We start from the raw sequence: 25,318 nt of genomic DNA, 5'->3' as shown, positions 1-25,318 counted from the left end.
GTCCATAAAAGAAAACAGACCATGTTTGAAATTAATCCGGTAAAAAACCGTATTCAGGACCTCACGGAGCGCTCTGACGTTCTTAGGGGGTATCTTTGACTACGATGCCAAGAAAGAGCGTCTTGAAGAAGTAAACGCCGAGCTGGAACAGCCTGACGTCTGGAACGAACCTGAGCGCGCACAGGCGCTGGGTAAAGAGCGTTCCTCTCTCGAAGCTATCGTAGATACGCTGGATCAAATGGCTCAGGGGCTGGAAGATGTTTCCGGTTTACTGGAGCTGGCTGTAGAAGCCGACGACGAAGAAACCTTTAACGAAGCCGTGGCAGAACTCGACGTTCTGGAAGAGAAGCTGGCGCAGCTTGAGTTCCGTCGTATGTTCTCCGGTGAATATGACAGCGCTGACTGCTATATCGATATTCAGGCAGGTTCTGGCGGTACTGAAGCACAGGACTGGGCCAGTATGCTGACGCGTATGTATCTGCGTTGGGCAGAAGCGCGCGGCTTCAAAACCGAAATTATCGAAGAATCTGAAGGTGAAGTTGCGGGTCTGAAATCCGTGACCATCAAAATCATTGGCGATTACGCCTACGGCTGGTTGCGTACTGAAACCGGCGTTCACCGCCTGGTACGTAAGAGCCCGTTCGACTCCGGTGGACGTCGTCATACCTCCTTTAGTTCTGCATTCGTTTACCCGGAAGTTGACGAAGATATTGATATCGAAATTAACCCGGCTGACCTGCGTATTGACGTTTACCGCGCATCTGGTGCGGGTGGTCAGCACGTTAACCGTACAGAATCTGCGGTGCGTATCACCCACATTCCAACCGGGCTGGTAACGCAATGCCAGAATGACCGTTCCCAGCATAAAAACAAAGACCAGGCCATGAAGCAGATGAAAGCGAAGCTTTATGAACTGGAAATGCAGAAGAAAAATGCTGAGAAACAGGCGATGGAAGATAACAAGTCTGACATCGGTTGGGGCAGCCAGATCCGTTCTTATGTCCTCGATGACTCCCGCATCAAAGACTTGCGTACCGGGGTTGAAACCCGCAACACGCAGGCGGTGCTGGATGGCAGCCTGGACCAATTTATCGAAGCAAGTTTGAAAGCAGGGTTATGAGGAACCAACATGTCTGAACAACAAGCACAGGGCGCTGACGCGGTAGTCGATCTTAACAACGAACTGAAAACCCGCCGCGAGAAGCTGGCAGCACTGCGTGAGCAGGGCGTGCCGTTCCCGAACGATTTTCGTCGTGACCATACCTCAGACCAACTGCACGCTGATTTCGACGGTAAAGAGAACGAAGAGCTGGAAGCTCTGAACGTAGAAGTGTCAGTGGCAGGCCGTATGATGACCCGTCGTATCATGGGTAAAGCCTCTTTCGTGACCTTGCAGGACGTTGGCGGCCGTATTCAGTTGTACGTTTCCCGTGACGATCTGCCAGAAGGCATCTACAACGAGCAGTTCAAGAAGTGGGATCTGGGCGATATCCTGGGCGCGAAAGGTAAACTGTTCAAAACTAAGACCGGTGAACTGTCGATCCACTGCACCGAGCTGCGTCTGCTGACCAAAGCCCTGCGCCCGCTGCCGGACAAATTCCACGGCCTGCAGGATCAGGAAGCGCGTTATCGTCAGCGTTACCTGGATCTCATCTCTAACGATGAATCCCGCAATACATTCAAAATTCGCTCCCGGATCATGGCCGGTATCCGCCAGTTCATGGTTAACCGCGACTTTATGGAAGTGGAAACCCCGATGATGCAGGTGATCCCTGGCGGTGCGTCTGCACGTCCGTTCATCACCCATCACAACGCCCTGGACCTGGACATGTACCTGCGTATCGCGCCGGAACTGTACCTGAAGCGTCTGGTGGTGGGTGGTTTCGACCGCGTGTTTGAAATCAACCGTAACTTCCGTAACGAAGGTATCTCCGTTCGTCATAACCCAGAGTTCACCATGATGGAACTCTATATGGCGTATGCGGATTACAAAGATCTGATCGAGCTGACTGAATCCCTGTTCCGCACCCTGGCGCAGGATATTCTGGGCACCACGCAGGTTCCTTACGGTGAAGAAGTGTTCGACTTCGGCAAGCCGTTCGAAAAACTGACCATGCGCGAAGCGATCAAGAAATACCGTCCGGAAACCAATATGGCCGATCTGGATAGCTTCGACTCTGCGAAAGCGATCGCGGAAAGCATCGGTATCAAGGTTGAGAAGAGCTGGGGTCTGGGCCGTATCGTGACCGAGATCTTCGAAGAAGTGGCCGAGGCGCACCTGATTCAGCCAACCTTCATTACCGAATACCCGGCTGAAGTCTCTCCGCTGGCTCGTCGTAACGATGTGAACCCGGAAATTACCGATCGTTTCGAATTCTTCATCGGCGGCCGTGAAATCGGCAACGGCTTTAGCGAGCTGAACGATGCGGAAGATCAGGCGCAGCGCTTCCAGGATCAGGTTGATGCGAAAGCGGCAGGCGACGACGAAGCGATGTTCTTCGACGAAGACTACGTGACCGCGCTGGAACACGGCCTGCCGCCAACTGCAGGTCTGGGTATTGGTATCGACCGTATGGTGATGCTGTTCACCAACAGCCACACCATCCGCGACGTGATCCTGTTCCCGGCGATGCGTCCGGTGAAGTAAGACGTCAAGATGTGAAAAAAGCCCCGAAAGGGGCTTTTTTATTGCGCTGCGAAGACTTTGAGTTTTTCGCGGGCGGTCGTTGCTTCCATGACCATCCACGGGCTAAACGCCCAGGGCGTCGCGTCCAGCGCGCGGAATAACGCGTCCAGATCAACCCACTGATACTCCATCACTTCATCTTCGTTTATCGTCACGTCATTGGTGATGCGGGCAGCAAATACCGGGCAAATTTCGTTTTCCACGATCCCGGAAGGGTCAGTTTCGCGGTAGCGAAACTCGGATGCGACAGGGGTTATATCGGTAATTTCGGCGCCGACCTCATAGCGGCAGCGTCGGATAATAGCCTGCTCCGTCTCTTCACCGGATTGCGGATGTCCGCACACGGAGTTAGTCCAGACACCCGGCCAGGCTTTTTTGCTTAACGCGCGTCGGGTCACCAGGCATTCGCCTTCGGCATTAAACAGCCAGGTGGAGAAAGCCAGATGCAGCGGGGTATGCGAGGTGTGAGCGGCGTACTTTTCCTGAGTGCCAATCACCATTCCCTGGTCATTTACCAAAATAACGTGTTCTTGAATACTCATTCATGCTCCAGTGCCAAAATGCCGAGTGGTTCAGCACCATCAGCCGGGGCATTATACGGCATTCTTATACGAACGGTTTATCCCACAGAGCGGAAAAGGGCTGACCCATATCTATCCGGACTGTTATCATAGAGCGCCATTCACGCTGACCGAGGATCTGTTTTGTTTGCAGGAAGCCTGACGAGAAATCCCATTACCGCCATTATTTACCTGATGCTAACGCTATTGCTGGCAGGTTGTTCAGGGAGCAAATCTTCGGATATGGGTAGCTATTCCGGTTCGGTCTATACCGTTAAGCGCGGGGACACCCTGTATCGAATTTCGCGCGCAACGGGGACCAGCGTGAAGGATCTGGCGCGGTTAAATAATCTCTCTCCGCCATACACCATCGAGGTGGGTCAGCAGTTGAAGGTTAGCGGTGGATCATCCTCTGGTAAAAAATCCTCGTCGAAAGGCAAAACGGCCAAAGTGACGCCATCCTATCAGGTGCCGCAATCGTCATGGCCACCGGTTGGACAGCGCTGCTGGATTTGGCCTGCCAGCGGTAAAGTGGTCGCCCCTTACTCACTCTCTGAAGGTGGCAACAAGGGTATTGATATCGCCGCTGCGCGCGGTACACCGGTTTATGCCTCCGGGGCAGGGAAGGTGGTTTACGTGGGTAACCAGCTGCGCGGCTACGGTAACCTGATCATGATTAAGCATGGCGAAGACTACATCACGGCCTATGCGCATAACGACACGATGCTGGTCAACAACGGGCAGAACGTCAAAGCAGGGCAGAAGATTGCCACCATGGGCAGCACCGGTACGGATGCGGTGAAGCTGCATTTCCAGATCCGCTATAAGGCGACGGCCATCGATCCGCAGCGTTATCTTCCGGCTCCTGGCAGCAAACCGAAGTGCTAAGTGATTATTTTATCGCCATTTAGTTGTGAAGAGGCTTGTATGAAGGTGCGTAAGGTCTATAATGCCATACGCACCTCAAAGCGGGCGTAGTTCAATGGTAGAACGAGAGCTTCCCAAGCTCTATACGAGGGTTCGATTCCCTTCGCCCGCTCCAGTTTCAACTCTTCAGAAGTCTTCCAAACTCAATTTTCATTCGATAAAACAGCGATTACAGTCTTTTAAGAGTCTCTTACATATGGAATATTTCCGCTCTGAAATATTTCTCGATTAAAGATCCTGACTGTCACCATCCTTTCCTTCCTGATAATAATCATCCAAATAACAACATCATGAAATTACCGGACAACTACCTTTGTGAGATCCGACTTTCCTATTTAGAGCACATCACGTGCACACTGTTCGAATCGAGATCTATCTACAGGGATGGTGCCCGGCGGTCGTCCGAAAGCGAAAGGCCGGAAAGATCATGACTGTCTGCCTGCTGAAGAAGTAGGTCCTGAGCAGAGATAACCTGTGTAACACAGACATCAGATTCCCATTCGTCTTCGGCATACTAATGGCCATATTTGATCATGCAGTCATCCTTTGCCGGCAGCGTCATAAAGGCAACACAGGAGGCCTTATGGAACAACACAACGTTGTACCGTTCCTCCTGATCCGCCTCTCTGAATTTTCGACGTGCGTTCGTTCTGCAGGTTTTCATACGAGCTGGTGAGATTAATGGTGATATCGGAATACTCAGCGCGGAACTTATCCCGACGGCGCAACAGCCAAGACACATACACAAACAGAAAAGGCCGCATCCCGCAGCCTTTTCTCACACACTCACCCTTTCGGGAACACCCAAACATGCTTCTCCGGCAACGAAAGATGGCAGTGCTGTGGATCGCGAACCTCATGCCCATACGCGCGGATTACAAAATCATCCCCCGCCGTGCGGAACAGGTACTCCCAGCGGTCGCCAAGATACATGCTGGTGAGCAGCGGTAGCTCAAGCTGATTTTCCCCAGGTCCCTCGACCACCGCCACGCGCTCGACGCGGATCACCGCCGTGGCTTCATCACCGCTTTGCACCCCTTCGCCCGCCTGGCCCCACAGCACCCAGCCTTTCCCCTCGATGCGCGCTTTGCCGTCGCGTACTTCGGTGACCTTGCCGTGCAGGCGGTTGTTGCTGCCCATAAACTCGGCGGTAAACAGCGTTTTCGGCGAGCCATACATCTCCTGCGGCGTGCCCTGTTGCTCAATTTTACCGTTGTTGAGCAGCAGGATGCGGTCAGAAATGGACATTGCTTCATTCTGGTCGTGCGTCACCATCAGTGCCGATAACCCGAGCTTGATAATCAGCTCGCGCAAGAACACGCGGGCCTCTTCGCGCAGCTTGGCGTCGAGGTTAGAAAGCGGCTCGTCCAGCAAAATCACCGGTGGGTTGTAGACCAGCGCCCGGCCAATCGCCACGCGCTGCTGCTGTCCGCCGGAGAGCTGGTGCGGGTGACGTTTGCCAAGATGCCCCAGACCAAGCTGATCCAGCACATCCTGCACGCGCTGCTGGATCTCTTTGGCCGGGACTTTACGCAGTTTGAGCGGGTAAGCCACGTTTTCAAAAACGGTTTTGTGCGGCCACAGGGCATATGACTGGAACACCAGCCCCAGGTTACGCTCTTCCGCAGGGACCTCACTGCGCGGCGTGCCGTCGTAAACTTTGTTTTTGCCAATAATAATCGAACCCTGGGTGGGTTTCTCCAGGCCCGCTACTGCACGAAGCAGGGTGGTTTTGCCGCTGCCGGAAGGGCCTAACAGGGAGACCACTTCGCCGCGCTTGAGGTTCATGGAGACACCTTTTAAAACAGGATTGTCGCCGTAGGTTAAGTGCAGATCGTCAACCGCTAATTCAATCATGTATTTTGACTCCGAAACGAAGGGCAATGCCCAGACCTACCACGACCAGCAGGATGTTAATGAAAGAGAGCGCCGCCACGATATCAATGGCACCCGCAGCCCAGAGGGAAACCAGCATCGAGCCGATGGTTTCCGTGCCGGGCGAAAGCAGGTACACACCCGTTGAGTATTCGCGTTCAAAGATCAGGAACATCAGCAGCCACGAACCAATAAGACCGTAGCGGGAAAGCGGAATGGTAACGTGACGGGTGATCTGGCCACGCGTTGCCCCGGTGCTGCGCGCCGCTTCTTCAAGCTCCGGCCCCACCTGCAGCAGCGTGGAAGAGATGAGCCTCAGCCCGTAAGCCATCCACACCACGGTATAGGCCAGCCAGACGCTGAAAATGGTGCTGCGCAGCGAACGCAGCCAGACGATGACGTTTTCGCGCATCCAGTCCGTCCAGGCAAACCCGGAAAGCCAGCCGGATTTCAGCGCGTTATCCAGCCACATCGGCAGGAACAGGAACACCCACAGGAATGCCAGACCCGCCAGCAGGCCAGGCACGGCGCGCGGTACCAGCACGCTGTAGTCCAGGAAACGCGTGGTGTTGTCCGGTTTACGGTGCATGGCAATGCCGACAAACAGGTAGCAGACCACCGCCAGCGCGCCGCCAATCACGCCAATCGCCATGGAGTTGACGATGGCGCGCAGCAGGTTGGGCTGCGCCCAGATGGTGCGGAAGGTGTTCAGAGAGAGCTCATCCCACAGCGAAACGCCCACGCCCCAGTTGGAGATAAACGCGCGCAATACCACGCCGAGCAGCGGAACGCCGATGGTGACGGTGAGCCAGAAGGCAATCACCGCGCCAGCAACCCAGCGCCATTTACCCAGCGGTAACGCACGGGCCTGAGAGGCTTTTCCCTTCATGGTGACGAAGCGGTTGGCGGTGCGCATCAGGCGACGCTGGAGCATCACCAGCGGGATGGTGATGCAGATCAGCACCACCGCAACCGCCTCCATCAGGTTATAGGATGGGGTACCCATCTTGTTCGTCAGCTTATAGAGATAGGTCGCCAGCACCATGTTGCCTTCCGGGTCGCCGAGGACCAGCATCAGGCCGAACACTTCCAGCCCCAGGAAGAACAGCAGCACGGTGGCGTACAGAATGGACGGGCGCACCATCGGCAGGCTAACGGAGGTCATCACCTGCCAGGGCGACGCCCCCGCGGTGCGCGCGGCCTCTTCCACATCGGAACCCACGCTGCGCAGCGCTGACGAGATATACAGATAGGCATGCGGGACGTGCGTCAGGCCGGCGATGACCACAATGCTCGACATGTCGTAGATATTCCACGGCACGAAGCCAATCAGCGCCTCAGCCCACTGGGAGAGAAAGCCTACTGGACCGGCGGCTACCACGTAGCCGAAGCCCAGCACCATCGGTGAAACGAAAATCGGGACCAGGATCAGCGGCTCAATCAGCCGGCGACCGGGCAGGTCGGTACGCACCATCAGAAACGCCAGCACGCCGCCCAACGGAATAGAGATAAAGACCAGCCCGAAAGCAAGAATAAAACCACTTTTCAGGGCTTTATAAAAATCAGGGTCGGTGAAAATAAACTCAAATGATTCAAAGCTCCACTCTTTTGACGGCGAAAAGAACGGGGCGGACAGGAAGCTCTGTATCACGATAAACGACAGCGGCGTGTAGATAACCAGGGCGGTTATCAGCACGACGATGCCTCGCGGCAGGCTTTGCCACTTTCTGCGTAATGTATTCATGGGGTATCCCTGGTGTTGCAGCCCAGAAAAACGAACTCAGTCGATAAGGGAGCGCGGCGGCCTGCGCCGCGCTCAGACGCTTATTTGCCGGCGGCGGTACGCCACTCTTTGATGTACTCCAGGCGTTTTTTCGGCTGCAGGTATTCCAGAAGCGTTTCATCAACCGGGATCGGCTTCAGCGCGTTGCCGAGGATTTTGGTCAGGCCGTCGATATCATTTTTCCCTTCGATATCGTTACGAATGGACGGAATGTCAGCCTGGTTTGCCAGAATGTTTTGCCCTTGTTCAGACAGCACATAGTCCAGCCACAGTTTTGCCGCATTGCTGTTTTGCGATTGCTGGCTGATGAACGACACGCGCGACAGCACCAGGGTGTAATCTTTTGGATAGGAGATGCCGAGCGACGGATCGTTCTTCGCACGTGCTTCCGCATAAGATCCGAGGATATTAAAGCCGATCAGGTTTTCACCGGAGGAGACGCGCTCCATCATGGTACCGGTAGAGGACTGTACCGATAAACCACCTTTGGCAACGTCTGCCAGGGTTTTGAAGTAATTAGGATCGGCGTTGTGATCCTGGACTGAAAGCATAAAGCCCAGACCCGATTTTTCGATGTCGTAGGTGGTGACTTTGCCCTTGAATTTGTCCGTCTGGCTGGCAATCAGCTTCGCCAGCGCGGTGTGAGAGTCCGGCACGTCGCCGGCCGGGATCAGACGCTTGTTGTAGATAAAGACCACCGGCTCATAGGTGGTGCCGTATGCCTTATCTTTCCAGACTGCCCATTTCGGCAGCTGGCTCTGCTCCGGAGATTTGTACTCCATGGCGTAGTCGGTGGCGAGCTTCAGACCGGTGTCCATGGATGAGCTCCAGACCACGTCGCCGCTCACACCACCTGAGGCCTGTTCGCTGATGAAACGGTTGTACAGCTCGGTGCTGTTCATGTCGTTGTATTCAACTTTGATGCCCGGGTAGGTTTTTTCGAAGCCCTGGATCAGCGGCCCGGCAGCTTTGATGTCGGTGGTGGAGTAGATAACAACCTTGCCCTCTTTCGTTGCGGCATCAACAACTTTTTGATACTCAGCAGGATAGCCCTGCGGCAGGGCAGACAGTGCAGAAGCAGAGAATAGTACAGTAGCGGTAAGCAGAGAAATTCGGAACGTGTTCGACATTATAGTTAACCTTTTAGTTACATTTGAGGAACTAATTGTCAACATAGCGCAGTGGGCTCCACCCACAATAGGGTGAAGCGGGCAATGATTCCGAAGTGTGATTGTTGCCGTCGTTTCAGCAATTAACACCATAAAATCCGCGAACGTTAGCCTGTGAACGGTTTCGGATTACGGTTTATCGGCGGCTTTGCGGTACAACCTTCGCGGATGACCAATATTGCCATACAGCATTTCGATGCTGATTAACCCGCTCTCCACGCAGTATTCAAGATAGCGACGCCCCGTGGTTTTACTGATCCCGACGTTCTCCACTACCTCTTCCACCGACATCGCCCTGTCGGGATTGTCGGCGAAAAATTGTTTCATCCGTTCCAGCGTTTGGGGCTCAATCCCTTTCGTTGACGGTGTAACGGACGATTCCGCGGCAGGCAGGTTAAACAGGCGATCCAGCGCATGCTGGTCGACCACCTTCACCTGCTGCACGGTATGGATGAAGCGCATAAACCGCTCAAGAGAGGCGTGCAGACGCTGGAAAAAGACGGGCTTAATCAGATAGTCGAACGCACCGCTGCGCATGGCATGGCTGCAGGTTTGCATATCGCTGGCGGCGGTGATGAAGATCACCGAGCATTCGTAGCTTTTTAGCAGTGGGTTGTCGATTAACTCCACGCCTTTACCGTCCGGAAGATAGTTATCCAGCAAAATTAGCCGCGGCTGATGCTGACGAATCAGGCTACAGGCCTGCTCAATGGACGCGGCGATGCCCACCACGCGCAAATGGAAATTTTGCTCGATATACTCGCGATGCAGCTCCGCCAGGTGCGGTTCATCTTCAACTATCACAACATCAAGTGGTCGGGTCATGCTGTTGCCCATTCGGAATAAACACAGAAAAAATAGTGCCCTGTGGCGTGTTGTCGGCGATCTCAATACTGCCGCCAGCCTTATCGATATATCCTGCCACCAGAAACAGACCAATACCGTGCTCGGTGCCGACAATGTCGTTCTCACTGTCTGGTTTACTGCTGAACCCCTGGCGGAAGATATGCGGCTTCATCGTATCATCCACCCCACAGCCACGGTCAGCCACCTCTATCAATAACTCCTGATTGCGGTCAGAAATGTAGAGCTCAACAGGTGCAGGCACCGGCGCTTTCAGGGTTGCATCCACGGCGTTATCCAGCAGATTACCAATAATGGACATCAGCTCCGTTTCATTGAGGGTGGCTGGCATGCGGGTGAGCTGACAGGCGGGATCAAACAGCAGTTCAATGCCTTTTTCGCGTGCGCTGACATATTTTCCTAACAGTAGCCCACACAACGCCGGAGAAACAAAACGGGCAGAGACAAAGTCCAGCACGCGCTGCGCCCCTTCTGACTGCACCTGGATGTAACGGATCGCCTCGTCGTAGTGTTTCATCTGCAGCAACCCCACCAGCGTGGCGGTCCAGTTCAGCTGTTCGTGGCGCATAATGCGCAGGTTATCCGCATAGCGCTTGATCTGACTGAGCTGGCTGCTAAGCGTGTTAATGTCGTTTTTGTCGCGAAAGCTATATACCCAACCACTCTCGACACCCGGTTCAACCTCGATCGCCACGCGGTTAACGATCACCTCTCGCTGATTAAGCACCGCAATCTGGTCGTGGTTGCCGCTGCTCACCGAAGCGTAGCGCTGAGACAGGAATCCCGGGGAGGTTTGCAGAACCTCTTCCAGCGGTTTGCCGATAAGGTCTTTCTCACTTTGCCGAATATCCAGCATCTCTCGTGCCGCACGGTTAATGAGAATCAACTGTTTATCTTTATTAATGGCGAATATCCCTTCATACATGGCTTCCAGCAACGCTCTTTGCTGCAAAACCAGTTGAGCAATATCCTTTGGTTCAAGCCGGAACATCTGCTTTTTAAGATTGCGGGTAAACAGCCATGAGAATATAAACAGCAGCAGCAGAAGACCTGCACCGTACAACCCGGATTGCCAGAGAATGCGGGCATTAATATTGGCGATATATGAGGTCAGATAGCCGACGGAGACAATGCCAATCACCTGGTGCTGTGCGTTAAAGATGGGGGCTTTGCTGCGCAGTGAAACCCCAATCCCACCCTGACGCACGGAAATAATGGTTTTGCCTTTTAACACCTCGGCATTATCCCCTCCGATCATCGGTAAATTAATCCGCTCCGGGGATTCAGAATGATAAAGGTGCTGTTCCTGGGGATCGCCAATCACAATATAGCTGGCATCGCTTTCGGCACGCAGCGGCTGAATTAACCGGGCAATGCCGGGGATATCTCTGGCCGCAACCATTGCCGCCAGACCCGGCATCAGCGCGATCTGACTGGCCTGAACCCTGGCGCGCTGGCCAAGATCGTGATGGAGCTGTCGGTCAATAAAATGAAACAGGATCGTTCCCAGCAGAACTAACAGCAGGCAGGAGAAGCATACCAGCGCTAAAAAAAGCTTTACCTGAAAAGAGAGTCTGCGTTTCATTCAACCTGCGGTAGCCATTTAAAAGTGAGAGATTTGCGGAGCCTGACATGCACATCAGGGGCGCGCAATCCGGTATGAAAAGAGTTGTGACCTGGATTTTCGTTTTCGGTGTAATAGCCATCGGGATCGCGTAAGGCTATGCTTCATTTCATACCAGAATAATTACAGAGGCAATGTCATGGATAAAGAACTACTGGATGCAGGTTACCGGGCCTATACCGGCGAGAAAATTGATGTTTACTTCAATACCGGGATCTGTAAACACTCAGGTAACTGCGTACGCGGAAGCGCTAAGCTGTTTAACCTGAAGCGTAAACCGTGGATCATTCCCGATGAAGTGGACGTTGAAACGGTTGTACGTGTGATTGATACCTGCCCGAGCGGTGCGTTGAAGTATCGCCAAAAATAAGCGAGGAACCATGGATATTCTGGAAGGCCATAACAAGTTTTACGTGAACGATGCGAGCGGCAACCAGGTTGCGGAGATTGTCTTCGTGCCAACCGGCGAGCACCTGAGCATTATCGAGCACACCGATGTGGATGAGAGCCTGAAAGGGCAGGGCGTTGGTAAACAGCTGGTGGCGAAGGTGGTGGAGAAGATGCGCGGTGAGAACCGTAAAATTATTCCGCTGTGCCCGTTTGCGAAACATGAGTTTGATAAAACGCGGGAATATGACGATATTCGGGCGTAAGTAACACCGGCGATGGCCGGTGTTTTTTATCTTACCTGCTCAAACAGCAATACCATCGCTATCAGCACCATCAACCCTCCCGATGCTCTGCTCACCAGACGCGCCGCCTGTGGCCGGGTCGCCAGCACGGCTTTCGAGCCATACCCCACCAGCAGGTAGACCAGCGTACAGGTGATAAGATGCATCATCCCAAGCGCAGACATCTGCATCGCTATCGACCAACTTCCGGTTGGGTCTGTAAATTGCGGAAGCAGGGCCAGGAACAGCAAAAAAACTTTCGGGTTTAGGCCGCTAATACAGAGTCCTTTCACCGCCCACTGTGTCCAGTTTCCCGTATGGCGGGTGGCCTTTTCCGGTGCGGCTGGGTGACGCAATAACGTTATGCCAAGCCACAGGAGATACAGGGCTCCCGCCACGGTCAGCCCGGCTAACGCCATTGGATGTTGAGCAATTAAAACGCCCACGCCCGCAACCACGATCATCGTAGCCAGCAGATGACCGGACATCAGCCCCATCACAGCCGGGACCACGCGTCGACCGTTAATCCCGGCGCTAATGGCATAGGCCCAGTCCGCCCCCGGTGTCATGATAAGCAGAAAAGAAACCACCCAAAAGCCGGCCACAATACTCATTTCCATCGTCCTGAAGACCCCCGCAGTGCGTCAAACGTTGAGAAAAAGAATATCGCTAACCCTGCGAAATAGGCTTTCAATGTTATGCTTACAACACGGTAAAACTGAGAAAATCTTCCACATGGATAGCATTGATCGAAAAATTCTTGCGGAGCTGCAATCTGACGGTCGTTTATCACTTACGGAGCTGGCAGAGCGGGTGAATCTGAGCCTCTCGCCGTGCCATCGCCGCGTGCGGGCGCTGGAGCAAAGCGGAGCCATAACGGGATACCGCGCCAGCCTCGATCCCGCCAAAATGGGATTTAACTTCCTGGCGATAGTATTTGCGACGCTTAAAGAGGGTGACAGAAAAGCGGTTAGCGCCTTTGAAGATGCGGTGGAAGAGATACCGCAAATCGTGCTGGCACAGCGTTTATTTGGCGATCCCGATTATCTGATGCATGTTGTAACGCGTGACCTGTCGGCATTTCAAAAACTCTATGACGAGAAACTCTCAGCGATGCCGGGCGTGCAGCATCTTCGCTCGACGCTTGTCATGAAAACGGTCGTTCAGGACAGACCCTTTCCTCTGGAGACGACGGGACGAGACTGAATGGCGTGCCCGGCAGAGCGCCGGGCACGAAAGGGATTAGCCGACAAACATCACCGACACGCACAGCACGCCGACGATCAGCGTCAGCAGGTTGCCAATGGAACGGTACTGTTTCAGGGATGGGATCAGATACGTCGACAGCGTCGGCATGATAAACAGGATCATGGCGATAAGCGGACCGCTGATGGCATAAATCATCGAAATGGCATTCGGGTTTATGCAGCAGACCGCAAAGGTGATTAACGACACCCCGATAATGGAAACTGCACGGTTAAAGGCGCGGCTTTTTTTCACGCCCACCTGATTCAGCGACGACTTCACGATCTCCGTCGCCCCTTCAATCACGCCAAAATAGGTGCCGAGGAATGATTTCGACATCGCAATAATCGCCACGATAATCCCGGAAATACCCAGCCATGCCGGAGAGGAAGGCATCATCGACAGCGCGGACAGGATCGTAACCCCTTGCTCTTTGGCGGTCACAATATACGACGGTGGTATAGAGAGCAGACAGCTGAAGACAAAGAACAGCACGCTCAGGCAGATAATGAGGTACGCCACCTTCATGATTTTCTTGCATTTATCCATAGCACCGTCAGCAAACTTCTCACGACGGTCAACGGCAAACGTTGAGATAATCGGGGTATGGCTGAAAGCAAAAACCATCACCGGAATCGAAATCCATACCTGATGCAGGGTATGTTGATCAAATGCCATCTGGCTGGTGAGCAGCGACGGCTGCCAGCTTCCCGTCAGATACAGCGAGACAAACAGGAAATAGGCAATCAACGGAAACACCAGGAAGCCCATCACTTTTATCGTGATATGTCGTCCCATCAGGAAGATCAGATTAAGAACCAGTACCACCCCCAGGCTGACCAGTACGCGAACGGCGGTATCCACCGTCAGGTGTTTTGCCAGTTGCTCCGTGAGCGAGTTGGTGATGGCCACCGCATAAATCTGCACCACCACAAAGAAGGCGATGAAATAGAGCGTGGTGATCAGGTTGCCAATCTTCCTGCCGTAATAGTGCGATACGGCGCCGGTGATCCCTTCATTGCCTTTGGTTTTCGACGACAGGATAAATTGTGCCAGCGCTCGGTGCGGCCAGTAGGTTAACGGATAAGCCACAAGGGCGGTAATAAACAGGACGATAGCGCCTGCGGAGCCCAGCTGAATGGGCAAGAACAGCGTTCCTGCGCCCACGGCCGTGCCGTAGAGAGCGAAACTCCAGAGAGTCTCATCTTTTGACCAAATTTTCGACATTAGAGCAACGTATCAACTATCAAACCATCGGAATGGAGTGCAATTTACCATAGTTATGCGTAGAGAGCGCAGTTGCTTCGACGGAGTTTGGCCGGACCAGTAGTCCGGCCAGGGGGGAGTGAGCCTGCCAGGGCGCGTCTTTGCTGACGACGCTTAAAGAATTTTTCACGTAACGTGTCATATGCCCAGTTGTAGAACATGGTGTAAGGCAGGAAGAACAGGAAGAAACCTATTTCCAGCGTGAATGCCTCTAGCAGCGTGACGCCCAGTACGGCGGCGACAATCGACAGGCCGATCACGATGAACCCGCATTCGAACCCCAGGGCATGCAGCGCACGGACTTTTGCCGTACGTTTGACGCGCTGAACAGGCCAGAAACGGTCGAAGCCGAAGTTATAAATAATGTTCCAGAGCATGGCGGTGGTGGCCAGAATAATGGTTAACCCGCCCATCTCAACCACGGAACGCTGCATGAGCCACGCCGCCGTAGGGGCGAGGATCGCCGTGGCAATCCCTTCGAAACAGACAGCATGAAAGATCCGCTCCGGCAGTTTACGTTGGAGTGCATCCTGGTGTTGCATAGTCATAGACCTCGTTAATTCGCCGGTATGGGCGTTGATGGGGCCTATTTTTATCGTTAAAGCTGATATATTAAAGATGGTATCCATCGTAAAAGTAGATAGATCATGCGCTATTCCCCCGAAGCCCTTACTGCGTTTGTTGAAACCGTCGCGGCGGGTTCTTTTTCTGCTGCCGCACGCCGGTTGCGTAAAAGCCAGTCGACAATCAGCACGTCCATTGCCAATCTTGAAGCCGATCTGGGTTTCGAGCTGTTTGACCGCTCGGCGCGCCAGCCGGTGTTGACGGCTCAAGGGGAGCAGGTGATGGGCTATGTGCAGGCTATCCTCGCCGCCAGCACGCGGCTTGATGAGCTGGCAGTATCATTAACGGCGCAAACGGAGGCGCGTCTGACATTTGTCCTTTCCGATACCCTCAATCCGGATGTGCTGGAAGATCTCATGAACCAGTTTGACCGGCGCTTTCCTCATACGGAATTCGAATGCCTGATTGGCGAAGAAGAGGACGTCATCGATCTGCTGCAAAAGGAGCGCGCGCAGATTGGCCTGACGGAAGCGCGGGACAGTTACCCTACGGATATCGGCTTCACACGGCTGCCGATGCAGACCCGCATGGCAATATATGTTGCGACCACGCATCCTCTGACCGGCCAACCTGAAATTCAGGCCGACGAACTGCACGGCTGGCGAGAGTTGCGGCTCAGCACCTATCTTGAGCGCGAGGCGGCGCTCGCGCGCGGGCCCGTCTGGTCAGCGCCGAATTACCTGTTACTCTTGAGTATGGCAGTACAGGGATTTGGCTGGTGCGTGTTGCCGTGCGCACTGGTGGATGAATTTGCCGCCGCGAAATCGTTGGTACAGCTAAATGTCCCCGGCTGGCCGCGGGCGACAGGGATCGATCTGCTATGGAATAAACGATCCCCACCAGGTATTGCCGGAAGCTGGCTGCGGCAGTATCTGCAGGATGCGCGCTGATCCTTGTGATTAAACTCACTATTTTTAAACAATTAAGATAATTGCCAGTAACAATCCTCTACTATCGTCATGTCATTTAACACAGAGGTCGTGATGAAAGATGTCGTAATAGTGGGTGCGTTGCGTACAGCTATCGGCTGTTTTCAGGGAGCGCTTGCGCGTCACTCGGCGGTTGACCTGGGTAGCGTGGTAGTAAAAGCGCTGGTGGAACGTAGCGGGATCGCAGCCCATGAAATTGATGAGGTGATCCTGGGACAGGTTCTGACTGCCGGAGCCGGGCAAAACCCTGCGCGCCAGGCGGCGCTGAAAGGTGGGTTGCCCAATACCGTCTCCGCAATCACCATTAACGACGTCTGTGGATCAGGACTAAAAGCGCTACATCTTGCAACGCAAGCCATTCAGTGCGGTGAAGCGGATGTGGTCATTGCGGGCGGACAAGAGAACATGAGCCGCGCGCCGCACGTATTGACCGACAGCCGTACCGGCGCACAGTTAGGCAACAGCCAGTTGCTTGATAGCCTGGTGCATGACGGGCTCTGGGATGCGTTCAATGATTATCATATGGGTGTGACGGCGGAAAACCTGGCGCGCGAGTACGGCATCAGTCGTGAGCTGCAGGATGCTTATGCCTTAAGCTCGCAGCAAAAGGCGCGCGCGGCGATTGATTCCGGCCGTTTTCGCGATGAAATTGTCCCGGTCAGCACGCAGCGTCAGAACGGTGAGGTTGTCGTGGTGGATACCGATGAGCAGCCGCGTACCGACGCCAGCGCTGAAGGTCTGGCGAGGCTTAACCCTGCTTTTGAAATGCAGGGGTCGGTTACGGCGGGAAATGCTTCCTCCATTAATGATGGCGCAGCGGCCGTCATGATGATGAGCGAAAGCAAAGCCCTTGAGCTGGATCTCCCCGTAATGGCCCGCATCAAGGCGTTTGCCAGCGTAGGTGTTGATCCTGCGTTAATGGGGATCGCGCCAGTGTATGCCACCCGTCGCTGCCTGGACCGTGCGGGGTGGCAGCTCTCAGATGTGGATCTGATCGAAGTAAACGAAGCCTTTGCCGCGCAGGCGATCTCGGTCGGCAAAATGCTGGAGTGGGATCCCCTGCGGGTAAACGTCAACGGCGGGGCGATCGCGCTGGGACATCCTATTGGTGCGTCCGGCTGCCGGATCCTGGTATCGCTGGTCCACGAAATGAAAAAGCGGAACGCCCGTAAAGGCATTGCCACACTCTGTATAGGTGGCGGGCAGGGGGTGGCGCTGGCCATCGAACGTTAACCTCTTCTCATTCTAAAAAACCTCCTGCGGGAGGTTTTTTTATGGTGCTGTTTTTCTCAATCCCCATTTATCGTGATCCGAACGTCATTTCCGATACAAACAAAAATAAAAATGAAACGTTGTTTTAAATATAATTGAAAAGCCCACTTTATGCCGATAGTATGTGCTCATCATGAAAACGGAACGCTGTTTCGTTTATTTTCTGCCTTCGGGCATGACCACATCTGGAGGTTATCGTGGACATCAGACAAAGCATCCACAGTGCGCACGCCAAAACGCTGGACACTCAAGGGCTGCGCAATGAGTTTTTAGTCGAGCAGGTGTTCGAGGCCGACAAGTACACCCTGGTCTACAGCCATATCGACCGCATTATTGTGGGCGGGATTATGCCCGTCACGCGCAGCGTCTCCGTTGGCGGTGAGGTCGGTAAACAGCTGGGCGTGAGCTATTTCCTCGAGCGTCGCGAGCTGGGTGTGATTAACATCGGCGGGCCGGGTACCATCACCGTAGACGGACAGTGCTATGAGATTGGCCATCGCGAGGCGCTTTACGTGGGTAAAGGGGCAAAAGACGTGGTCTTCGCCAGCATCGACGGCAGCAAACCCGCGAAGTTTTACTACAACTGCGCGCCGGCTCACTCTACCTACCCAACCAAAAAAGTGACCACGGCAGACGTCGCACCCGTGACGCTGGGCGACAACCTCACCAGCAATCGCCGCACCATCAATAAATACTTCGTGCCGGATGTGCTGGAGACCTGCCAGCTCAGCATGGGGCTGACCGAACTCGCGCCGGGTAACCTGTGGAACACCATGCCGTGCCACACCCACGAGCGCCGCATGGAAGTCTACTTCTATTTCAACATGGACGAGGACGCCTGCGTGTTCCACATGATGGGACAGCCGCAGGAAACGCGCCATATCGTGATGCATAACGAGCAGGCGGTGATTTCACCGAGCTGGTCCATTCACTCCGGCGTAGGGACGAAAGCCTACACCTTTATCTGGGGAATGGTGGGCGAAAACCAGGTCTTCGATGATATGGACCATATTGCGGTCAGCGATCTGCGCTAGTCGCGGGCAGTGAAGCATAAACCTGCCTGTGAGTGACAGGCGTTGAAAGAGTAAGGAATAAACATGATTCTGGATTCATTCTCTCTTCAGGGGAAAGTGGCTGTGGTTTCCGGGTGTGACACCGGACTGGGTCAGGGGATGGCGTTAGGTCTGGCGGAAGCGGGTTGCGATATTGTGGGGATTAATATTGTTGAACCGACTGAAACCATTGAACGCGTGACGGCACTGGGTCGCCGTTTCCTGAGCCTGACTACCGATCTGCGTAAAATCGACGCCATTCCTGAACTGCTGGAACGTGCTGTCGCGGAATTCGGGCATATCGACATTCTGGTAAACAATGCCGGACTGATTCGTCGTGAAGATGCGATTAGCTTCACTGAACGCGACTGGGACGACGTGATGGATCTGAACATCAAGAGCGTGTTCTTTATGTCCCAGGCAGCGGCGAAGCACTTCATCGCACAAGGGAAAGGCGGCAAGATCATTAATATTGCCTCGATGCTCTCTTTCCAGGGCGGTATCCGCGTGCCGTCTTACACCGCGTCCAAAAGCGCCGTAATGGGCGTGACCCGCCTGCTTGCAAACGAATGGGCGAAACATAATATCAACGTCAATGCGATTGCACCGGGCTACATGGCGACCAACAACACGCAGCAGCTGCGTGCGGATGAACAGCGTAGCGCGGAAATCCTTGAACGTATTCCTGCTGGCCGTTGGGGGCTGCCGGGCGATCTTATGGGGCCGATTGTCTTCCTGGCCTCCCCGGCATCGGATTACATCAACGGTTACACCGTGGCTGTAGACGGTGGCTGGCTGGCGCGTTAATTCCATCTGTATTAAGCACCTCTGCCCATGGGCGGAGGTTTTTTTTACGTAAAATTGGCTTAGTCCATATCGGTAAAGATGAAAAATCCATACTGAAAAATCATAAATGACGGTAATCACACTTTTATTTCTTAAATATTAATTGATTAGTAAAAATACGTGATTTTTCGCCACGAGTTGAAATTGTAATGTCCATCACAGAACCGTATGCCGTAGCGGAATAATCCATAACTTCGCGATTTCCGGCCTGACACTTTTCCTCGCTTTCTCGTAATTTCAGTTAACGAATTTTGCTGTTGAGGCAGGAAAAATATGACATCTATAAATGACTCTACCCTTATGCCCGCTGCGCTGCGTGATACCCGCCGCATGAATCAGTTTGTTTCCATTGCGGCCGCGGTAGCGGGCTTATTATTTGGACTGGATATCGGCGTGATCGCCGGTGCATTACCGTTTATAACCGATCACTTTACCCTGAGTAGCCGTCTGCAGGAGTGGGTGGTGAGTAGCATGATGCTCGGCGCGGCCATCGGCGCGCTGTTTAATGGCTGGCTCTCGTTCCGCCTGGGGCGTAAGTACAGCCTGATGGTCGGGGCGATTCTGTTTGTTGCCGGCTCCATTGGTTCCGCGTTTGCCACGAACGTTGAAGTGTTGCTGCTTTCCCGTGTGCTGCTCGGTGTGGCGGTCGGGATTGCTTCTTATACGGCACCGCTCTACCTCTCCGAAATGGCGAGTGAAAACGTGCGTGGCAGGATGATCAGCATGTATCAACTGATGGTGACGCTGGGTATTGTTTTGGCGTTCCTGTCCGATACCTACTTCAGCTACAGCGGCAACTGGCGCGCGATGCTCGGCGTGCTGGCTTTACCGGCACTGGTGCTGATTGTACTGGTGGTTTTCCTGCCAAACAGTCCGCGCTGGCTGGCGCAAAAAGGACGTCATGTGGAAGCCGAAGAGGTGCTGCGCATGTTGCGCGATACCTCGGAAAAAGCACGGGAAGAGCTGAACGAGATCCGTGAAAGCCTGAAGCTGAAGCAGGGAGGCTGGGCGTTATTTAAGATCAACCGCAACGTGCGCCGCGCGGTGTTCCTCGGCATGTTGCTGCAGGCAATGCAGCAGTTCACCGGGATGAATATCATCATGTACTACGCGCCGCGCATATTCAAAATGGCGGGATTCACTACCACGGAACAGCAGATGATGGCCACACTGGTGGTGGGGCTTACCTTTATGTTCGCCACTTTTATTGCGGTGTTCACCGTGGATAAAGCCGGACGCAAGCCGGCGCTGAAAATTGGTTTCAGCGTAATGGCGCTCGGTACGCTGATCCTCGGATACTGCCTGATGCAGTTTGATAACGGTACGGCCTCAAGTGGTCTTTCCTGGCTCTCCGTCGGTATGACCATGATGTGTATTGCCGGGTATGCGATGAGCGCCGCGCCTGTGGTGTGGATCTTGTGCTCCGAAATTCAGCCGCTCAAATGCCGTGACTTTGGCATCACCTGTTCCACGACCACCAACTGGGTATCGAATATGATCATCGGCGCGACATTCCTGACGCTGCTGGACGCAATTGGCGCGGCGGGAACGTTCTGGCTCTATACGGTGCTGAACGTGGCGTTTATTGGCGTCACGTTCTGGTTAATTCCAGAAACAAAAGGCGTCACGCTGGAACATATTGAACGCAAGCTGATGGCGGGAGAGAAACTGCGTAATATAGGCGTGTGATCGTATTGCCTGTTTAAGCGCTTACAACGTATGCCGGAAGGGCATAAAGGGGGCGCTTAATCACAATAATCAGGTGGTGAAATTCACTACTAATTTTGGCAGGGGACAGATAAATCAAAAGATTTCATTTTAAGATAATTCTTAAGTTGCGGTATCATCGGACCACCGCTAACGTTTGAGCAAAGATGCACTGCATCCTAAAAATATTTCATATGTCTGAGATGGATATCAAAAAAAGCACCGATCTTGATTTTCCCCATTATGCCCCCCCGGCCGTACACGCTAAAGAGATAGATCTTCTCGGCCTGGTAGCAGTTCTTGTGGCAGCGAAAAAGCGTATTGTCACCATTACCCTTGTTTTTGCACTGGTGGGGTTGGCCGTTTCATTTTTACTGCCGCAGAAGTGGACCAGTAAAGCGGTGATTACCCCGGCAGAACAATCGCAGTGGAACCCGCTGCGCCAGATGATGGTGGCATTACAGGTGCTTGATGTAGACGTGAAGATTACCCGTCCGGAAGTCTTTGACCTGTTCATTAAAAAGTTTCAGTCGCAGTCATTGCTTGAAGAGTATCTGAAATCCTCTCCTTACGTGATGTCGCAGCTTAAAGACGCCGAGGTGGATCCGCTTGAACTGCATCGGGCGATAGTCAATATCTCAGATGGAATGAAAGCGGTGAATGACGCCCAGGGAAAAGACGCGGACAAAGCGCCATTTGTCTCCTGGACATTAAGCTTCACCGCGCCGACAGCGGGTGATGCCCAATCCGTCCTGGAGGGATATATCGACTCTATTACGGCTATTGTCGAGAAAGAGACGGTGCAGAATATCCGTGACCAGATCGCCCTCAAAAAGAACGTTGTTGAGCAGCAGCTGGAACTGGATCGCGTCCGCCTGACCAATATTCACAATACTAACCTGCAGCGACTGAATTATTCGCTGGAAGTGGCGAATGCAGCAGGCATCAAGAAGCCGGTCTACAGCAACGGACAGGCGGTAAAAGATGACCCGGACTACTCTGTTTCGCTCGGCGCTGACGGGATCGCACAAAAGCTGCAGATTGAAAAAAATCTGAAGGACGTGACCGAGCTGAATGCGGATTTCCAGAACCGCGAATACCACCTGGCGCAGCTGAAAAAACTCTCCTTTGCCGATGTCAAACTTGAGCCATTCAGATACCAGCTTTCCCCCTCCATGCCGGTGAAAAAAGATGGTCCGGGTAAGGCATTGATTGTCGTTCTGGCGGCGCTTCTGGGGGGGCTGTTTGCCTGCGGTAGCGTTTTATTGCGCGAAGCGATGCTCACCCGTAATCCGCTGCCGGAGCCGGTGACGGAATAAACTCTGCAGGTTAACAAGGCGCTGAATACAGCGCCTTTTTTTATTGGCGTCGGTTGTGTTAAAAGAGAGACAAGAGATAAGGAGGGGTGATGAAAACAATCGGTCTGTTAGGTGGAATGAGCTGGGAATCAACAATCCCGTATTACCGCCTGATTAATGAAGGGGTAAAGCAGCGTCTGGGCGGCCTGCACTCCGCAAGCTTGCTGCTGCACAGCGTTGATTTCCATGAAATCGAGGCCTGCCAGTCGAGCGGTGAATGGGATAAAGCCGGGGAGATCCTGGCACAGGCGGCGCTGGGGCTGGAGCGTGCGGGAGCAGAGGGAATTTTGCTCTGTACGAACACCATGCATAAAGTTGCTTCCCGGATAGAAGAGCGTTGCTCGTTACCCTTTCTGCATATCGCCGATGCGACCGGGCGTAAAATTGCTGCATCCGGAATTTCGCGTGTGGCACTGCTGGGTACGCGCTATACCATGGAGCAGGATTTCTATCGCGGTCGCTTGAGTAGTGAGTTTGGGATTGAAAGCCTGATCCCGGATGAGGCTGACCGGAAACGCATCAATCAGATTATCTTTGATGAGCTTTGCCTGGGGACATTCAGTGAACCTTCCCGCGCGTATTACGTCAGCGTGATCGAGAAGCTTGCACAGCAGGGGGCAGAAGGTGTGATCTTTGGCTGTACTGAGATCGGCTTACTGGTTCCGGTAGCGCGCAGCCCAATCCCGGTGTTTGATACCACAGCGATTCATGCTGCCGATGCCGTGGAGTTTATGCTCTCCTGAGCGGGCTTGCGCCGGGAACGTCCCGGCTCAGGTCTGTGCATTGGCGGCGTCATAAGCGGATTGCGCCGCCACAATCGCATCCATATTACTTTCCACCCAGTGTGCCAGCACGGTCACTGTTTCGGTTAACGCCTGTCCCAGCGGCGTCAGACTGTACTCCACCGTCACCGGAACGGTCGCGAAAACCTCACGTGAAACCAGCCCATCGCGTTCCAGCTTGCGTAATGCCTGGGTCAGTACCTTTTTGGTGATCCGCTGAATATCCCGTTGCAGCTTGTTAAAGCGCATTGGCCCGTTTTCAAGACGCGCGAGGATCAGCAGCGCCCATTTGTCGGCGATACGCGCCAGCACGTCGCGGGTAGGGCAGCGCTCATCGAACACGTTATAAGGAGGTATCTCCTTTTTCAGTACGACAGACTCAGTCATGGTGGTTCCCTCGAGGTAACCAGGTGAGGTAAAAGTGCCTTCTTACGCCCGCGAATATTTGCGTGTATAAAACGACGTAAGGTTTCTATTTGATACCAGGGAACCGAAAATGGCAACTGCTCGCAGAGCAATTTTAAAACCGTCTTAATCTTTTGACTCACAAGGCAATATTGCATCAGGAGATCTATTATGAGCGTTGTAGTTATCTATTATTCAGGCTACGGCCACACCCAACGTGTTGCTGAAACAGTCGCAGAGGGCGCGCAGGCTGAACTGATCGCCATCGACAGCAATGGTGAAATTCAGGAAAGCGACTGGCAAAAATTGAACGAGGCAAAGGCGATTATTTTTGGTGCGCCAACTTACATGGGCGGTGTGCCGTGGCAGTTTAAGAAATTTGCTGATGCCACCTCTAAAGCCTGGTTCGTTCGCAGCTGGCAGGATAAAGTGTTCGCGGGCTTCAGTAACAGTGCGAGCCTGAACGGTGACAAGCAAGTTTCCCTGCAATACCTGCAAACGCTGGCATCGCAGCATGGTGGGATTTGGGTGAGCCTGGGCCTGCCACCATCGAATACGCAGGCTGCAACGCGTCAGGATATCAACAACCTCGGTGGCTCTGTCGGGCTGCTGGTACAGTCTCCGTCAGATGCGGATGCGGGCGCGATTGCCAGCGGCGATCTGCAAACGGCAGTAAAATTCGGTGAGCGTGTTGCCGCTGTGGCTAAGCGTTTTAACTGAGTCAGAGGACGCCCGCTGACTTAGTCGGGCGTCTTTTCCAGTACCTTCTTCAGTTGTGCGGTTAGCGTGCTTAACCCACTTTGCAGATGTTCGCTGAACGCGTCTACCAGCGCAGAGGCCGGACGATGCATCGGGCGGATCAGGCTGACGGTAAAGGGGACTGAAACGCTAAACTGTCGAACCACAATCCCACTTTCCGCATAATCCAGCGCCGTGAGCGGATTAACCACCGCGACGCCCACGCCGGCACGAACCATTGCGCAAATAGATGCGGCACTGTGCGTTTCGACCACCATTCTTCGTTTCACCCGATGCTCGGTAAAGAGCGTATCCAGCAGCTGTCGGTAGCTGTCCGTCTGTGACAGGCTGATGTAGTTCTCGCCGTGGAAATCCGCAGGGGTCAGTACGCTTTTTTTGGCAAGGGGATGGCCAGCAGGCAGGACGCAGACCTCATCTAGCGCCAGTAATTCTGTGCGCTGCGTTCCCGCCGGCGTAGCGAGGGTTTCGGTTAATCCCAGGTCATGACGCTGCGCCGAAAGCCACTCTTCAAGCAGCGGTGACTCCTGCGGGACGATGGTCAGGTTCACCTCGGGATAACGGGCCAGAAAAGGCTGTATCAGCATCGGCAGAAACGACTGCGAAAACACGGGCAGACAGACAATCGACAGCTCGCCCTGGCGAAATTCACGCAGGCTCTCCGCCGCGCTGACAATTCGGTCCAGCCCGTACCAGGAGCGCTGAACTTCCTCGAACAGACGCAACCCTTGCACCGTTGGGTGTAACCTGCCGCGGGTGCGTTCAAACAGCTTCAACTCAAGCACCTGCTCGAAGCGTGCCAGTTCCCGGCTCACCGTCGGCTGTGAGGTATGCAGCATCTGCGCGGCTTCGGTGAGATTGCCGGTGGTCATCACAGCGTGAAAAATCTCGATATGGCGTAAGTTGACGGCGGGCAT

The 25,318-nt window shown here is 53.8% G+C and carries 24 protein-coding genes, 1 tRNA gene and 1 pseudogene; 15 read left to right on the top strand and 11 right to left on the bottom strand.

All coding sequences use genetic code 11. The features are described 5' to 3' along the window. The first annotated feature begins 21 nt into the window (after nucleotides 1-21). Together prfB and lysS are read left to right on the top strand one after the other, a co-directional pair. Nucleotides 22-1,120 (top strand): peptide chain release factor 2 gene (gene prfB / locus AAHF05_RS18475; protein WP_129323742.1). Its coding sequence is split into 2 segments (ribosomal slippage): nucleotides 22-96 and nucleotides 98-1,120, totalling 1,098 coding nucleotides; the frame shifts between segments, so codons are not numbered across the junction. A gap of 9 nt (nucleotides 1,121-1,129) precedes the next feature. Continuing rightward, nucleotides 1,130-2,647 (top strand): lysine--tRNA ligase, encoded by a 1,518-nt coding sequence (gene lysS, locus AAHF05_RS18470; protein ID WP_129323741.1) that lies wholly within the window; start codon nucleotides 1,130-1,132, stop codon nucleotides 2,645-2,647. A gap of 38 nt (nucleotides 2,648-2,685) precedes the next feature. Here lysS and idi read toward each other — a convergent pair whose 3' ends face one another. Next, nucleotides 2,686-3,228: an isopentenyl-diphosphate Delta-isomerase gene (gene idi / locus AAHF05_RS18465; RefSeq protein WP_374936410.1), complete on the bottom strand. Its 543-nt coding sequence runs from the start codon at nucleotides 3,226-3,228 to the stop codon at nucleotides 2,686-2,688. Between the two features lie 213 nt (nucleotides 3,229-3,441). Here idi and actS point away from each other — a divergent pair, with 213 nt between their 5' ends. Both actS and AAHF05_RS18455 read left to right on the top strand, forming a co-directional pair. Then, nucleotides 3,442-4,134 (top strand): amidase activator ActS, encoded by a 693-nt coding sequence (gene actS, locus AAHF05_RS18460; RefSeq protein ID WP_206737104.1) that lies wholly within the window; start codon nucleotides 3,442-3,444, stop codon nucleotides 4,132-4,134. An 80-nt stretch (nucleotides 4,135-4,214) separates the two neighbouring features. After that, nucleotides 4,215-4,288 (top strand) — tRNA-Gly (locus AAHF05_RS18455). 671 nt (nucleotides 4,289-4,959) lie between these two features. Here the strand turns inward: AAHF05_RS18455 and AAHF05_RS18450 are convergent. The 5 genes from AAHF05_RS18450 to AAHF05_RS18430 all read right to left on the bottom strand — a co-directional run bounded on the left by AAHF05_RS18450 (nucleotide 4,960) and on the right by AAHF05_RS18430 (nucleotide 11,449). Continuing rightward, nucleotides 4,960-6,030, bottom strand: a complete 1,071-nt coding sequence (locus AAHF05_RS18450; protein WP_128347295.1) for an ABC transporter ATP-binding protein — start codon at nucleotides 6,028-6,030, stop codon at nucleotides 4,960-4,962. Then, the gene (locus AAHF05_RS18445; RefSeq protein ID WP_374936409.1) at nucleotides 6,023-7,792 is read right to left on the bottom strand and encodes an ABC transporter permease; all 1,770 of its coding nucleotides are present in this window, start codon (nucleotides 7,790-7,792) and stop codon (nucleotides 6,023-6,025) included. Before AAHF05_RS18445 ends, AAHF05_RS18450 begins: the two co-directional genes overlap by 8 nt. 80 nt (nucleotides 7,793-7,872) lie before the next feature. Continuing rightward, on the bottom strand, nucleotides 7,873-8,961 hold the full coding sequence (locus AAHF05_RS18440) for an ABC transporter substrate-binding protein (RefSeq protein WP_028016941.1): 1,089 nt from the start codon (nucleotides 8,959-8,961) through the stop codon (nucleotides 7,873-7,875). Nucleotides 8,962-9,129: 168 nt separating this feature from the next. Further along, complete coding sequence (locus AAHF05_RS18435; protein ID WP_129323674.1) at nucleotides 9,130-9,825, bottom strand: response regulator; 696 nt, start codon at nucleotides 9,823-9,825, stop codon at nucleotides 9,130-9,132. Then, on the bottom strand, nucleotides 9,809-11,449 hold the full coding sequence (locus tag AAHF05_RS18430) for a sensor histidine kinase (RefSeq protein WP_129323673.1): 1,641 nt from the start codon (nucleotides 11,447-11,449) through the stop codon (nucleotides 9,809-9,811). Before AAHF05_RS18430 ends, AAHF05_RS18435 begins: the two co-directional genes overlap by 17 nt. A gap of 178 nt (nucleotides 11,450-11,627) precedes the next feature. On the opposite strand from AAHF05_RS18430, the gene yjdI reads away from it, so the two are divergent. Together yjdI and AAHF05_RS18420 are read left to right on the top strand one after the other, a co-directional pair. Then, nucleotides 11,628-11,858 carry a 4Fe-4S mono-cluster protein YjdI gene (yjdI, locus tag AAHF05_RS18425; protein ID WP_008499689.1) on the top strand — a complete coding sequence of 77 codons (231 nt, stop codon included), beginning with the start codon at nucleotides 11,628-11,630 and terminating at the stop codon, nucleotides 11,856-11,858. 10 nt (nucleotides 11,859-11,868) lie between these two features. Next, nucleotides 11,869-12,141: a GNAT family N-acetyltransferase gene (locus tag AAHF05_RS18420; protein WP_115876217.1), complete on the top strand. Its 273-nt coding sequence runs from the start codon at nucleotides 11,869-11,871 to the stop codon at nucleotides 12,139-12,141. A gap of 26 nt (nucleotides 12,142-12,167) precedes the next feature. Here AAHF05_RS18420 and AAHF05_RS18415 read toward each other — a convergent pair whose 3' ends face one another. Then, complete coding sequence (locus AAHF05_RS18415; RefSeq protein WP_129323672.1) at nucleotides 12,168-12,779, bottom strand: LysE family translocator; 612 nt, start codon at nucleotides 12,777-12,779, stop codon at nucleotides 12,168-12,170. Between the two features lie 115 nt (nucleotides 12,780-12,894). On the opposite strand from AAHF05_RS18415, the gene AAHF05_RS18410 reads away from it, so the two are divergent. Continuing rightward, nucleotides 12,895-13,365 carry an Lrp/AsnC family transcriptional regulator gene (locus tag AAHF05_RS18410; RefSeq protein WP_114978561.1) on the top strand — a complete coding sequence of 157 codons (471 nt, stop codon included), beginning with the start codon at nucleotides 12,895-12,897 and terminating at the stop codon, nucleotides 13,363-13,365. A gap of 36 nt (nucleotides 13,366-13,401) precedes the next feature. Here AAHF05_RS18410 and AAHF05_RS18405 read toward each other — a convergent pair whose 3' ends face one another. After that, complete coding sequence (locus AAHF05_RS18405) at nucleotides 13,402-14,631, bottom strand: amino acid permease (RefSeq protein ID WP_028016935.1); 1,230 nt, start codon at nucleotides 14,629-14,631, stop codon at nucleotides 13,402-13,404. A 137-nt stretch (nucleotides 14,632-14,768) separates the two neighbouring features. Beyond that, nucleotides 14,769-15,212 (bottom strand): annotated as a pseudogene (locus AAHF05_RS18400) (multidrug/biocide efflux PACE transporter); the annotation flags it as partial. A gap of 105 nt (nucleotides 15,213-15,317) precedes the next feature. On the opposite strand from AAHF05_RS18400, the gene AAHF05_RS18395 reads away from it, so the two are divergent. The 7 genes from AAHF05_RS18395 to AAHF05_RS18365 all read left to right on the top strand — a co-directional run bounded on the left by AAHF05_RS18395 (nucleotide 15,318) and on the right by AAHF05_RS18365 (nucleotide 23,201). Next, nucleotides 15,318-16,184: a LysR family transcriptional regulator gene (locus tag AAHF05_RS18395; RefSeq protein WP_129323670.1), complete on the top strand. Its 867-nt coding sequence runs from the start codon at nucleotides 15,318-15,320 to the stop codon at nucleotides 16,182-16,184. 93 nt (nucleotides 16,185-16,277) lie between these two features. Next, complete coding sequence (locus AAHF05_RS18390) at nucleotides 16,278-17,456, top strand: acetyl-CoA C-acetyltransferase (protein WP_028016932.1); 1,179 nt, start codon at nucleotides 16,278-16,280, stop codon at nucleotides 17,454-17,456. Between the two features lie 236 nt (nucleotides 17,457-17,692). Beyond that, nucleotides 17,693-18,529, top strand: coding sequence for a 5-dehydro-4-deoxy-D-glucuronate isomerase (kduI, locus tag AAHF05_RS18385; protein WP_129323669.1), 837 nt, complete (start codon nucleotides 17,693-17,695; stop codon nucleotides 18,527-18,529). A gap of 63 nt (nucleotides 18,530-18,592) precedes the next feature. Beyond that, entirely contained in the window at nucleotides 18,593-19,354 is a 762-nt protein-coding gene (gene kduD / locus AAHF05_RS18380) for a 2-dehydro-3-deoxy-D-gluconate 5-dehydrogenase KduD (protein ID WP_129323668.1), read from the top strand. Nucleotides 19,355-19,666: 312 nt separating this feature from the next. After that, nucleotides 19,667-21,082 carry a sugar porter family MFS transporter gene (locus AAHF05_RS18375; RefSeq protein WP_108090399.1) on the top strand — a complete coding sequence of 472 codons (1,416 nt, stop codon included), beginning with the start codon at nucleotides 19,667-19,669 and terminating at the stop codon, nucleotides 21,080-21,082. A gap of 212 nt (nucleotides 21,083-21,294) precedes the next feature. Continuing rightward, a complete protein-coding gene (gene wzz(fepE), locus AAHF05_RS18370; RefSeq protein ID WP_374936408.1) occupies nucleotides 21,295-22,419 on the top strand; it encodes an LPS O-antigen length regulator Wzz(fepE) in 1,125 nt (374 codons plus the stop codon). A gap of 89 nt (nucleotides 22,420-22,508) precedes the next feature. Then, nucleotides 22,509-23,201 carry an aspartate/glutamate racemase gene (locus tag AAHF05_RS18365; protein WP_129323666.1) on the top strand — a complete coding sequence of 231 codons (693 nt, stop codon included), beginning with the start codon at nucleotides 22,509-22,511 and terminating at the stop codon, nucleotides 23,199-23,201. Nucleotides 23,202-23,228: 27 nt separating this feature from the next. Here AAHF05_RS18365 and AAHF05_RS18360 read toward each other — a convergent pair whose 3' ends face one another. Continuing rightward, entirely contained in the window at nucleotides 23,229-23,627 is a 399-nt protein-coding gene (locus tag AAHF05_RS18360) for a helix-turn-helix domain-containing protein (RefSeq protein ID WP_129323665.1), read from the bottom strand. 189 nt (nucleotides 23,628-23,816) lie between these two features. Between AAHF05_RS18360 and AAHF05_RS18355 the strand changes: the two genes are divergently transcribed. After that, nucleotides 23,817-24,365: a flavodoxin family protein gene (locus AAHF05_RS18355; RefSeq protein WP_028016925.1), complete on the top strand. Its 549-nt coding sequence runs from the start codon at nucleotides 23,817-23,819 to the stop codon at nucleotides 24,363-24,365. A gap of 20 nt (nucleotides 24,366-24,385) precedes the next feature. Here the strand turns inward: AAHF05_RS18355 and AAHF05_RS18350 are convergent, their stop codons facing one another. Next, nucleotides 24,386-25,318: a LysR family transcriptional regulator gene (locus AAHF05_RS18350; RefSeq protein ID WP_129323664.1), complete on the bottom strand. Its 933-nt coding sequence runs from the start codon at nucleotides 25,316-25,318 to the stop codon at nucleotides 24,386-24,388.

This window comes from Enterobacter adelaidei (genome assembly GCF_041937165.1).
Classification (GTDB): Bacteria; Pseudomonadota; Gammaproteobacteria; order Enterobacterales; family Enterobacteriaceae; genus Enterobacter; species Enterobacter adelaidei.
This window is presented reverse-complemented; position numbering and strand designations above follow the sequence as displayed.